The sequence below is a fragment of the Bifidobacterium xylocopae genome, assembly GCF_003315615.1.
GTDB lineage: Bacteria > Actinomycetota > Actinomycetes > Actinomycetales > Bifidobacteriaceae > Bombiscardovia > Bombiscardovia xylocopae.
Genome location: NZ_PDCH01000016.1, coordinates 24,105 through 35,849, shown reverse-complemented (window position 1 = coordinate 35,849; position 11,745 = coordinate 24,105). Strand labels below are relative to the sequence as shown.

The window sequence follows — 11,745 nt, the reverse complement described above, 5'->3', positions numbered from 1 at the left end:
GGCACCTGCTGCGGCTGTGACCAGGAAGAAAACTATAGCAACCGCGACTAAGCCGACAAGGGTTTTACCGTAAACGGTTTTGACTGGTTGGCGCTGTGACTCTTTTTTAACCCCTGCAGGTGTGAGGTCGTTTTGCTTCTGTGCTGTTGTTTCGTGGTGGGGTTGCCCCTGTGGTGGCTCCTCATGGATGCTGCCATCTGGGCTGATGATGAGGTGCCATTGTCCGCTTGGATCATTAACGGCTACTTGTATTGAGGTGCGGCGGAGCCGGGCCATATTTCTGAGGGTCTTTTTCGTTTCTGCTCTCAACGTGGCTAGGGTGGTGCCGGTCAGGGTGATGGTGCTGTCGTGGAAAGTGATGCGTCCTGAATTCTGGGTCAAAATAACTGTGGCTGAATCGCGCTTGTCGTTTTGTTTCATGAGAGGTCTGGGCTTTCAAGGGCTGGGGAGAATGAGGACACTTGCCAGGTATTCTGATGTTTTGCTAAGGCCACGTAAGTACTGCCGCTAGTGCTGATGGTTTTGAATCCGTCACGCATGTAGGTATCTTGCCTCCAGGTAATGGTCACGCTGTCAGCATTGCCGTGAGCGATGCCTTCCCGCGTATGGTCGAGTATGATGACGGCGGTATAAGACTGGTGCTTCCAGGAGTTGGTGTAAGTGGCACTGGGGTGGGAATTGCCTGGGTTATAGTGGCGTAGTGAAGGCTGAAGGTCTGGCGTGGCATATATGGAAGCCCTGACCCATGAGGCCTGGTCGGATGCGTCCACTTTGGAATCCCAGGTGTATAACGCTTTGATATAAGCGCGGGCGACGCTTGGCGCATCATCCCAATGCAGTGTTGCCGGATTGTCCAAAGTGGAGAGCCAGGTAATGCCGTCAGGCAGGCTGATGCCCGGCGGCTGGGATACAGCATGCGGGGGCTCTTGGGATTTGATGGTTGAAGTGCTGGTCTGGAGGGGAGCATTATGTTGCGTCGGTCCGCAGGACGCCAGGAGCGCGACTGTAATCAGTACTGCCGTTACGGATGCTGGGATTCGTTGCTTCAATGTGTTGCCTCTTTGCTTAGTGGATGAAGGTAATGCCGGTTTTGTTGGATGACAGTTGCGCTGCAGTGAGTGTTCTCAACATGGGTGCCGGCAGGCTGGCACCGGACTCGCTGATGATGATGGAACCATCTGAATTCACCTGTTCCACCACAGCTACATGCCCGTAGTAACTATCGGATCCGAGCACACCTGGCGAGAAACTGATAACATCGCCAGGCTGAGGGTTGTCACCGGTCTTGTATCCCAGACGGCGTGCTGAAGCACCCCATTCGCCGCCATTGCCCAGGTGAGCATCAACTGGTTTGCCTATCGTGGCTCGGCGGCTGGCTGCCCACCAGGTGCACTGTTTGTAGGGGTAGCCGCTGGGCCCGCCGTATGCTGCTGCTGCTATTCCCATAGCGGCTATATCGATTTGTTGTGCGTTGAGCATCGCTAAAGGTGGTTGGAGTTGGCCAACTATGCGGCCACTATCCGATGACGTGTATTTGCGCTTGGCGAGGTCAATAATCTTGCGGACATAGGATTCGGTTTCTGCATAGGGCGGGATTCCCCCATATTGGATGATGCTCCCTAAGCCTGCATTGTATGCGGCCAGAGTGAGTTCGAGAGTATCTCCCTTGACTCGATTCTGTTGTTTGAGGCTGCTGATTTGTGAGCCCAGGTCACACATGTAGTGGCCCTGAGTCCAAATCGAGTCATGAGGGTTGGTGATGTCTGCTTTGCCGTCCCCGTCCCCATCTTGGCCGACCGAAGCCCAAGTGGATGGCATGAATTGTGCGATTCCTTTAGCTCCTGCAGGGCTTTCGGCTTGTGGGTTCCATGAGGATTCGGTATCTATTTGTGCCGCGATAATTTGCGGTGTCACCAGGGGGCATATGCTCCCGGCTTTTTGGACGTCAGCTACGTAAGCCTCAGGGATCCCAGTTAGGCCGGCAGTTGTTGTGGCCTGTGCCGATTGACCTCCCAGGAGCAAGGCCAGGGCAAGTAGCGGACATAGGAACAATGTCATCGGCATCAGCAGTGCGGCAACGGCAATGACTGCTGTCTTACCCAAGGTTGCTTCGTGCGAAGTTTCTTGCACGTCAATATCACCTCCCATTTTTCCAAAAAGTCCAGTATACTGGCATTTTACCCCTAAATAGTGATAGTATACTGTCACTTTCATGAAAGGAGCGATATGCTCACCGACAAGAATCCTTGGGTGGACGAGGCACCATCAATCGACGCTTTCCCCACCGTAAAAGATCAAGCGGTGCCGAACGTGGCATTACCACCACGGCAACCGATCCAACCGGCATTCACCAGGTCAGGTATTCCTGTGCCAGAACACATGCTTCCGGTAGTGGAGCCGTGGGAGGCGAACCGTATATGGATTGTGGGTGCTCACGGTGGTGCAGGGGAGAGCACGCTGGCAGCTTTGGATCCTACCTGGGAAGCTGCCAACCATGCATTCCCCGCAGAATCACAAGTCATTGTGTGCTGCAGGACTGATGCTGCCGGGCTTGAACGTGGTCGCCTGGCGTTACAACAGGTGATGGCCGGTTATGCTGGTGCAGCGCGAGTTGTGGCTTTAGCGTTAGTATCTGACTCTCCTGCACGACTTACGTCAAGTCTTAAACAACGCCGACGGTTGGTCGCATCTCTTGCCCCAACTGTAGTTGATTTCCCTTATCAACGACAGCTCAGAACCACCCCCGTTACCACAGGTGATGTGCGACCAGGATTATTTGAGGAACAAGTTTCGACTCTTCATCATCTGCTGGACTTGCCGATCAGCACACAGGGGGTACGCCAATGACTATAGGAACCGCACAGGCACTGAGCATGATGAGGCAAGGTGTGGTCGCATCTGCAGCACAGATATTGGCTGATGTGCCGAACCCCGCTCCCGTACAACCCCCTGGCACTCAGGGACTCATCACTATCGTAGGTTGGGCCAAATGGGCCGCTTTGGCAGCACTGGTGGTCATGCTGATTATTACAGGCCTATACTTTAGCTGGAAATCACGCCGTGGTGATGGCGGAGAGGGAGTTGGTGCCATTGGTGCCGTACTTATTGGCGCAGTCATTGTTTCTGCGTCAGGTACGCTAGTTGGTTTTCTTGCGGGGCAATGATGGGATTGCGTACTCAATGCCTCCTGCTGGCAGTGTTAGCAGCGCTAATTACTTCATTGGGCGCATGCGGTCAAGTATCTCAACCGGGGGGTTCAGCGTCGATTAAGGCCCCCACCCCGCAAGCATCTCGCGAAACAGAGGCCCGTTGCGAAGATAAACCGTGGGATGCCAGCAGCGTGCATGTTGATTCTGGAACGCATTGGCGCTACCAGCAGCAGACATTATGGCCGTACCCTATCGCCGAATCTGCCGGCCCTTTCCGTACTGATGCTGATGGGTTTCGCCGATGCTACGCGCATAGTCAATCCGGGGCACTTGTTGCTGCTGCCAACATAGCGGCGTTGATGACTGATCAGTCTATTCTCACGACACCGGCATCGGCGATTAAATTGTTTGGCCCAGGTCCCGAATATGAGCATATTCAGCAACGGTTGCGCTCTGGTGGAAGCACTGGAGGCCATAATGACGGTGCAAGGGCTGTTATTTACGGGTACCGGGTGCTGGAGGCCGACAGCAGGCAAGCCACCATTGATTTAGCCTATCAAGGGTCGATGAATGGTAGCGCTGTCAACTTATCGATTGTCTACCGTCTCACCTGGAGCCAGGGCGATTGGAAATTGAGATCCGAACAGACCCAGCCTGTATCGTCCAGTATTCTGTCGAGTTTCGCTGGATATACGGAATGGAAAGAGCAGGACTGATGAGTTGGCTCGATGATCTGGGTGATCAACTCTCCTCTTTGAATCCGATGAACCTGATTGCCAGCGGGCTAGGGAAAATCATGGATTCAATTTTCAACATTCTCGCTCAGCTCATCAGCGATGCGGTAGCTGAGGCGGCTAAGGAATTTTCGACGATGTGGATGTCTATCCCGACGCCTGATATCTCCGGCAACGGTGAGAGTATGGCCATCCCACAAGACACCTCAGGAGTAGTGACCATTTTAGGTTATGCCAAATGGGTTTGCTATGTCATAGCGGTGGTTGCTCTCATCTTGGCTGCCCTTCGTTTTGTGATCAAAGCCAGGCATGGAGATGCTACAGCAGGCCTAGGCAAGGTGGGCATGGTACTGGTCGGCGTGGTGGTCATTTCTGCTGCTGCAGGATTGGTCAGCTCGGCGATTGCCGGCGGGCCCACGGGAGTGGGCGGTGCCGTAGCCATGATCCAATCTCATTTGTGGTGGTATATGCAAGTGGCAGCCGTGCTTTCAGTCCTGCTTGGCGTGGGAAGGATGATGTGGTTTGAGCGGGCTGAAGAGGGACGTGACACGGTTAAGTCGATTCTTACCTTGGTTATCGTCGCCGGAGCCGGAGCACCTATCTGCAGCACCTTGCTGACTGTAGGCGACAGTTTTTCATCGTGGATTCTTGGAGCGGCGGCGGACACGGATTTCGGTACTTCGTTAAGTAAGGCGTTAATTTTTTCCACGGTCATGCCCGGCGGGCCCATCATGGTGGCTCTGGTCGGCATCTTATGTTTGGTGGCTGAACTGGTGCAGATGGTGGCTATGATTATCCGTTCGGGCTTACTCGTGTTGATGATGGGCGTGCTGCCTTTAACGTCTGCCAACACGAACTCTGCTTGGGGCAAGCAATGGTTCCAACGGTCTTTGGGTTGGCTAGCAGCGTTCATCTTGTATAAGCCGGTGGCTTCCATCATCTATGCGATATGTTTCAAAATGATTGGCGGTAACGCTTTCGGAACCCAGGAGGGCGGCGTATCGGGGGTGTTGGTTGGTTTCGCTTTCATGGTGATGGCGATAGTGGCCTTACCCGGGCTCATGAAATTTGCTGTCCCCGCTGTTGCCGCTATATCAAGCGGCGGTGGTTCGGCGGCGGGTGGCATGATGTCAGCGGCCCTCCCTACTGGCGCAATGATGCTGTCTCGGGGGGCTGGATCTTCTTCTGCTTCCACAACCTCAGGGTCTTCCGCCGGCACTTCGGCAGGCCCTTCCGGTTCGTCTGCAGGTGCCCCGTCCCAGAGTGGCTCTCCAATGACCGTACAATCTGCTGGTACTGCTTCTGCCGGCACTTCAGCAGGAGCATCATCGGCGGCTGGCGCTGGTGCTGCTGCCGGGCCGGTGGGAGTGGCAGTCGAAGCTGGGGTGCAGGGTGTGAAGGTCGCTGCAGGAGCGGTACGCCAATCTGTTGCTGACTCCTCTGATGGCGCAGATAGCGCACCTCCTCAGGGAGCATCCTCACATGAGTCCGGGTCTTCGGTCCAGTCTGCGTCGGCCGTCGACAAGTCGGCAAAGCCTGACGGCGCTGCTAATCATGGTCTCGATGGGCAGGCTAGCGGCGCATGACAGACAAGCAAGATTCCCCTCGCACCTATGGTAATTGGGCCAAACCCACCACCCCGGGGATTATCGCTGCCCTAGGGTCGGTCGGTACTGGTCTGTTGTTTGGCGGACTGATCATAGCGATGTTGTGTGTCATGGCTGGTCGCTGGTTGTTGGCTGCGGTCGTGGTCGTCATATTCGGCATGATGCTCCTGCTGATTGCGGTTGAAGATATTCATGGCGATAGTCTGGGTGGCCGATTGACGGTCAATATCGCATGGCATTGGGCTCATGCACGAAAGGAAACCATGTACAGAGCCGGCATTCTAGGAGTGGATAGTTCAGGCAGTGTACGCCTGCCAGGGTTACTGGCTCGCACGGAACTCTATGAAGGAACTGATGCTGCTCAGCGGCCATTCGGACTGGTTTTTAGCCCTTCGCAGCGCACCTACAGTGTCATTATCGCTTCCTCACCTTCAGGAGAAGACTTAGTTGATCAAGATCAAATAGACCTTTGGGTGTCTCGGTGGGGCCAGTTTCAGGCTTCAATGGCTGATGAGCCAGGGCTGTCAGCATTTTCCGTGACCGTAGAGACCTCACCGGCCACTGACACCCAATTGCGCCAGGAGATCACCAGCAACATTTCTCCTGATGCCCAAAAGTTCAGCGTTGCTGTGCTCTATGACATTCTGCGCTCTTACCCGAAGGGGTCGGTTTCGGTGAAGGCATACACCACGCTCACTTACAATGACGCCCAGCGGAAAGGTGGCCGGAGGCGTCGAAAGAAAGAAATGATAGCTGACCTGGCTTCCAGATTGCCGCATTTGACTCGTTCGCTGGAAGCCACTGGTGCTGGAGCCTGTTCACCGTTGTCGGCGCAGGACATATGTGAACTCACCAGGGTCGCCTATGATCCGGCAGCCTCTGATCTGATTGACGAGGCGCATGCGATGGGCCAGCAGGTCACTTTGGATTGGAAGAATTGTGGCCCTATGGCTGCCCAGAATAACTGGGACTATTACCGGCATGATTCGGGCATATCGGTGACCTGGGAGATGACTGGTGCCCCGCGTGGTGTGGTGCAGTCATCTATTTTGAATCGCTTGCTGGCACCGCAGAATGATGTGCTCAGGAAGCGGGTGACCTGGCTGTTTCGGCCTATTAGTTCAGCGCGAACCCCTGAGATTGTGGAACGTGACTCGCATACGGCTGAATGGTCGGTGAATTCGCAGAGCAAGCCTTCGGCCCGGGCCGTGGGTCGGTTGCGGGCAGCCAGGCAGACAGCTATGGAGGAAGCCGGAGGAGCTGGGTTGGTGAATTTCTCAGCTTTGGTGACCGTCACCTTGTCTGAACAGCAATCTCGTGCGGACGCCATGAATGCAGTGGACAATTTGGCGGCGTCGGCCAGGATCCGTTTGCGACCGGTATACGGGTCGCAGTCCAGTGCTTTTGCCGCAGCGTTGCCCCTCGGTTTGAATTTGCGCCGGCACATGATGGTGCCGGCTGAGTTTACTGACAAATTGTAGGTGGATGCTATGAAGGAAAACGTAAGCAGGAGAATAAAAGTGGGGTCTCGGGGGTTGCCTGCTCCTGGTGGCGGGTATGAGATAGTAGTGCAGAAACCGCCTGAGTGGAGGGGGAGCACGGTTCAAGTGTGTGGCTTGTGGCCATTCGCCATTGGTGCCGGCACGCCGATGACCGGCGTTCCTCTAGGCCGACACCTGCATACGGGAGCCAGCCTGTGCTGCGACCCTATTACCTGGTTCACCCGGGCGCACCTGATTTCCAACCCGTCGGCTTTTATCCTGGGCAAGCCCGGGCTGGGTAAAAGCACCATTGTTCGTAGGTGGGCGGTGGGATTGGCGGCGTATGGTGTCATTCCCATGTTTTTAGGCGATGTCAAAGCCGAACATATTGATGTCGTTAGGGCCTTGGGTGGCCAGGTCATCCCTTTGGGGCGTAACCGTGGCTCAATCAATGTGCTGGATCCGGGGGGCGCTTTGGCCATGTTACAGCGGCTGCATGGTGAGCATCGACGGGAATTAGCTGACATCATTCATTCCCGACGTTTGAATGTAGTGTGTGCGCTAATTACTATCGTGCGTGGTTCACCGCCTACTGATAGGGAAAGCACGATTCTGGATAGGGCCTTGCATGTCCTGGATGAGCATACAGGGGGGCGGGTGCCGGTGATGGGTGATCTGCTGCAGGTCTTGCGTGACCATCCCCAAGAAGTCCGTACTGTGGCCCTCGACCGGGGCAGTCTGGATCGTTATCGTGAGATTACCGAGAATTTAGAGGTCTCACTGATAGCGTTATCCGGTTCAGGCCGGTTTGGCAACCTGTTTTCCCGTGCTACCACCGAGCAGATACAACTTGACCGTCCGGTGGTGTTCGATATCAGCGCCATTGATGAGGGTGACGTCGATGTGAGGGCCGCCGCCTTACTGGCATGTTGGGATGCTGGTTTCTGCCTGGTTGACGCAGCCCACATTTTGGCGGAAGAGCTGGGGGTGAGGCCCCGTCATTACTTTGTTGTGCTGGATGAGTTGTGGCAGGCGTTGCGCTCGGGTACCGGCATGGTAGACCGGGTGGATGCCGTGACTAGGCTCAATCGCAGTTTTGGGGTAGGGCAGGTGTTGATAAGCCATACGATGAGTGACTTGCTGTCCTTACCTACCGAAATGGATCGTATGAAAGCTCAAGGGTTTGTGGAGCGTTCCGGAATGGTGGTGTGTGGTGGGCTTCCTGCTAAAGAGATGCCGCTATTGGATACGGCGGTGACGCTCAGTGACCGAGAGCAGGCGCTGTTGGAATCTTGGCAGGATCCTCCGGCTTGGGATGCGCGCCGGGGTATGGAGGCTGAGCCTCCCGGGCGCGGCAAATTCCTCATCAAAATTGGGGGACGGCCTGGTATTCCGTTTCATTTGGATCTCACTGAGGCGGAGAGACACATCAATGACACCAATAAGTTGTGGCATCTGCCAGGACAACGAGTATAGGCGGTTGGGATATGAGGTCACAACGTAATCGACGCCCGCAACCGTCATCGTTTTCTGATGACAGCGTGCTGGGTGTCATCTTGTTTGCCGTCGCCGCGCTTGTAATGCTGCTGGCATACGGTGGCTGGTGGGTTGGCACCTGGTGGAAGACCGGTCACATGCCGCCGCGTTTGTCGATTGGCCAGGTGATGTCTGGTCTGATCCGGGGGAGTGTGGCATGGCCTGGCGGATACGGATTGGTGGCTGTCATCCTCCTCCTGCTGGCGGCTGCCGCCGTCATGGGATTGTTGTGGCAGGCCTGGCGGCACCTATCCGGACGGGTCAAGCGCACCAGGGTGGATAAGGCATCCAGGTATTTGGGTGCCGGCACTGACCTGGAGTCTGTTGGACGTGAGCATGCCCTGGCTGTTGCCCACCGGCTGCAGATACCCACCGATGCTGCCACAGGCCCTGGGGTCTTCCTGGGATACAACGTAGCTGACGGTCAGGCGATATACGGCAGTTACGAGGATGTGCTGGTCATGCTGGCAGGCCCCCGCACAGGGAAAACCACTTGCTTCGTGGTGCCTGCCATCTTGGCTGCCCCTGGTCCAGTGCTGACGACCTCGAACAAAAGCGATGTGGTGGAAGCCATACGGGAGCGAAGGTCACAAACAGGTAGGGTTTGGGTGTTTGACCCGCAGGATGTGGCCGGTGAACGGCAGTCCTGGTGGTGGAATCCGCTGACGTTCGTCACGGATGACATTAAAGCTCGGCAGATGGCTGGTTTCTTTGCGACGTCCTCTAGTGGGAAGCATGCTTTGAAAGATTCGTTCTTTGACGCTGAAGGTGAGTCTCTCTTATCGTATTTCCTTCTGGCTGCCGCTGTCGGCCGTCGTCCCATTACCCAGGTTTGGTCGTGGCTGACGGATGAGAACAATCGTGAAGCGGTGGATTTGTTACGTGGTGAGTATCCGTTAATCGCTCAATCGTTGAAAGCGAATTTTGACCTGGTTGACCGCACTAAGTCGGGAGTTTTCAGTACCGCAAGGAAAATGGCGGTTGTCCTGACGAATAGTCAAGCGTTACGGTGGGTCACTGCTCCACCTGATGGCATAGTGCCCCAGTTTTCTCCGGAACGGTTCGTGACTTCTCATGACACGGTTTGTTTGCTGTCTCGCGAAGGGGCGGGCACGGCTGGGGCGCTGGTGTTATCGTTGACTGCCGCCGTGGTGGAGGCTGCTGAGAGGCAGGCCCGGCATGAGGGTGGACGGTTGCATACGCCGATGTTTGTCGTTTTGGACGAGGCCGCGAACGTGTGCCGGTGGAGGGAACTGCCGGACTTGTACTCCCACTATGGGTCAAGGGCGATCATTTTGATGACTTTCCTGCAGGGTTGGTCTCAAGGCACGGGCGTGTGGGGGGTGGAGGGCATGGAGAAAATGTGGAGCGCCGCGAACATTAAAATATACGGCGGCGGTATCGCTGAGGTGTCGTATCTGAACATGCTCAGCAAACTGTTGGGCGAATATGATCGAGTGCAACGGCAAGTAGGGTTTGCCAGGGGACAGCAAAACGTCACTCAATCGTTGACCCGGGACAGTATTTTGCAGGTTGACGAATTGGCGGCACTGCCTCGTGGTCGTGCAGTATTGCTGGCTTCAGGAGCCCGCCCGTGTCTGCTGCGTACCGTGCCCTGGATGGAAAGCTCTGCTGGCCAACCTACGGGAGGCTCTGACCGTGAATCTGCTTGACCAGTTAGCTCACGATGAGCAGGCCCCCGCTGAAGACAGTGGGGAGGAGCAGGTCACGACGGTTTTCGGCAATGTGTATGAGTTTTTTGAATGGTTCCGCTACTTTTATCAACGCCGTACCGGCACGTCCGACTGTAAGTGGAGGGCCGACTGGTGGACATGTCCTGAAGCGGAGTATCGGTTGACGGCTCTTTGGAGATCCTGGGAGAAAGCACGCTATGATCCCGCTGGGGTGGTGGTGTGGTGGCGTGATTATGCGGACCCTACCATGTCTGCTCTTATGTCGCCAGTGGGGCCGTTCGCGGAATCATCGACCGAATCCAGTCCTGCCGAGCCACTGCCGTCCCTTACCCCTCCACCCGGCAGGTTCCGTGATGAACGGGCTGATGAACGGCAGTGGCATCAGCCTAGTTAGCGTGAGCGTTTATGATCTTTGAACCGTGTGCGACTATGGTTCCGAGTTTGTCCTGCTGCTTTCTTCCTGGGCACATGGCTGCCTTGCTTACCTTCTTTGGCTGCTTCGCTGGGTGGCGTCGCATGGCCGAGTTTGACACGAATGGCATTATCCACGCTCTCCTGGTCAAGTCCGGCATCCCGTAACTGTCTGGCTTCATAGGCGTAGCGTTCTGCGCTATCGTAAGCTGCCTCTTCACTGGCGGATACGGCGGCAAGCTGGGCCTCCTGGTCTGACCCATCCTCTTGGACTTTTGGATTCATGTGCGCTTCCAACTCGTCTGCCTGGTCCAGCAGCCGGTCTGCTTCTTGGCGTTGCTGGTCAGCTAATCGCTGGGTGTCGTCAGCTTCACGCTGCAGGGCTTGAGCTAGTTGTTCACCGGTAGTGAGGCGGTTGATATCTACCCCGTACCGGTTTCGTACCTCAGCTTCGATATGGTGTTTCGCTTCAGCAATATGCTGGTCGGCGGCAGCTAAAGCGGATGTCTGATCGTAGGCGTGTACGATATCGCTGATGCTGGCGGTATCAATCCAGGTGCTGGTCATGACATGGCTGATGTCTGCGCGTGCTGCAGCTATCAGGGCTTCTCGTCTGCTGGCCTGTTCGCGGGCATCCTGCAGGTCAGCGTGGGCGGTGTGACGTGATGCTTCTTCGTTGTGACGCATCATCCATTCGAGCCCCAAGGCGCTGGTGCTGGCTAGGTTTGCCAGCTTGGTGCTGGTGGTTTCCTCGACTTCCTGGTCAAGGTTTGCTTCAGTCATGTTCTTGTCCGCCTTTCAGGGTGTCTACTACACCCGAGGCTGGGTCACTACTATCTGGTGGCGCGGTTGAAGGTGTGCCGAACATGATGTCTCGTCTGGCTTGCTCCAGTACCATCATCGATGGCTTGTTTTCTGGTGGTGCCTGGCCGCTAATTGCAGCGATAAGGTCTGGACGGTAGCCCAGCCATGTGTGCTGACCGTGGACGATGAGGGGGTGCTGGAAGGCTTTGAGATGGTGTCGTTTCACTGTTCGCTGGTGTTGCTCCAGGGGCAGTACTTTGCAATCGATGCCTAGACTTATGGCCAGCTGCACGCTGGCCATGCATTGCGGACATGTATCCGCGTATATA

13 protein-coding genes are annotated in these 11,745 nt (G+C 55.8%); 8 read left to right on the top strand and 5 right to left on the bottom strand.

The window, feature by feature from the left end; genetic code table 11:
- The 3 genes from CRD59_RS07870 to CRD59_RS06695 form a co-directional block, all read right to left on the bottom strand.
- A partial coding sequence (locus CRD59_RS07870; protein WP_130341224.1) for a hypothetical protein occupies positions 1–420 on the bottom strand: 420 nt, incomplete at its 3' end.
- Positions 417–1,049 carry a hypothetical protein gene (locus tag CRD59_RS07865; protein ID WP_127920962.1) on the bottom strand — a complete coding sequence of 211 codons (633 nt, stop codon included), beginning with the start codon at positions 1,047–1,049 and terminating at the stop codon, positions 417–419. The genes CRD59_RS07865 and CRD59_RS07870, both read right to left, overlap by 4 nt.
- A 16-nt stretch (positions 1,050–1,065) precedes the next feature.
- Complete coding sequence (locus CRD59_RS06695; protein WP_113853917.1) at positions 1,066–2,214, bottom strand: lytic transglycosylase domain-containing protein; 1,149 nt, start codon at positions 2,212–2,214, stop codon at positions 1,066–1,068.
- A gap of 12 nt (positions 2,215–2,226) precedes the next feature.
- On the opposite strand from CRD59_RS06695, the gene CRD59_RS07860 reads away from it, so the two are divergent.
- The 8 genes from CRD59_RS07860 to CRD59_RS08390 all read left to right on the top strand — a co-directional run bounded on the left by CRD59_RS07860 (position 2,227) and on the right by CRD59_RS08390 (position 10,595).
- Positions 2,227–2,847: a DUF6668 family protein gene (locus tag CRD59_RS07860; RefSeq protein WP_127920961.1), complete on the top strand. Its 621-nt coding sequence runs from the start codon at positions 2,227–2,229 to the stop codon at positions 2,845–2,847.
- A 26-nt stretch (positions 2,848–2,873) separates the two neighbouring features.
- Positions 2,874–3,164: a hypothetical protein gene (locus CRD59_RS06690; protein ID WP_201736576.1), complete on the top strand. Its 291-nt coding sequence runs from the start codon at positions 2,874–2,876 to the stop codon at positions 3,162–3,164.
- A 344-nt stretch (positions 3,165–3,508) separates the two neighbouring features.
- Entirely contained in the window at positions 3,509–3,865 is a 357-nt protein-coding gene (locus tag CRD59_RS07855; protein ID WP_127920960.1) for a hypothetical protein, read from the top strand.
- The gene (locus tag CRD59_RS06680) at positions 3,865–5,469 is read left to right on the top strand and encodes a hypothetical protein (protein ID WP_113853915.1); all 1,605 of its coding nucleotides are present in this window, start codon (positions 3,865–3,867) and stop codon (positions 5,467–5,469) included. The genes CRD59_RS07855 and CRD59_RS06680 overlap by 1 nt, the downstream gene beginning before the upstream one ends.
- Positions 5,466–6,971 (top strand): SCO6880 family protein, encoded by a 1,506-nt coding sequence (locus tag CRD59_RS06675; RefSeq protein WP_201736575.1) that lies wholly within the window; start codon positions 5,466–5,468, stop codon positions 6,969–6,971. Before CRD59_RS06680 ends, CRD59_RS06675 begins: the two co-directional genes overlap by 4 nt.
- Positions 6,972–7,106: 135 nt before the next feature.
- Positions 7,107–8,447: an ATP/GTP-binding protein gene (locus CRD59_RS06670; RefSeq protein WP_127920959.1), complete on the top strand. Its 1,341-nt coding sequence runs from the start codon at positions 7,107–7,109 to the stop codon at positions 8,445–8,447.
- A gap of 11 nt (positions 8,448–8,458) precedes the next feature.
- Positions 8,459–10,180, top strand: a complete 1,722-nt coding sequence (locus CRD59_RS06665) for a type IV secretory system conjugative DNA transfer family protein (protein WP_113853913.1) — start codon at positions 8,459–8,461, stop codon at positions 10,178–10,180.
- The gene (locus CRD59_RS08390) at positions 10,065–10,595 is read left to right on the top strand and encodes a DUF4913 domain-containing protein (RefSeq protein WP_407923125.1); all 531 of its coding nucleotides are present in this window, start codon (positions 10,065–10,067) and stop codon (positions 10,593–10,595) included. Before CRD59_RS06665 ends, CRD59_RS08390 begins: the two co-directional genes overlap by 116 nt.
- Here CRD59_RS08390 and CRD59_RS06655 read toward each other — a convergent pair.
- Positions 10,592–11,395, bottom strand: coding sequence for a hypothetical protein (locus tag CRD59_RS06655; protein WP_113853911.1), 804 nt, complete (start codon positions 11,393–11,395; stop codon positions 10,592–10,594). The genes CRD59_RS08390 and CRD59_RS06655 overlap by 4 nt on opposite strands.
- Positions 11,388–11,717 (bottom strand): hypothetical protein, encoded by a 330-nt coding sequence (locus CRD59_RS07850; protein ID WP_161522309.1) that lies wholly within the window; start codon positions 11,715–11,717, stop codon positions 11,388–11,390. Before CRD59_RS07850 ends, CRD59_RS06655 begins: the two co-directional genes overlap by 8 nt.
- Positions 11,718–11,745: the final 28 nt, after the last annotated feature.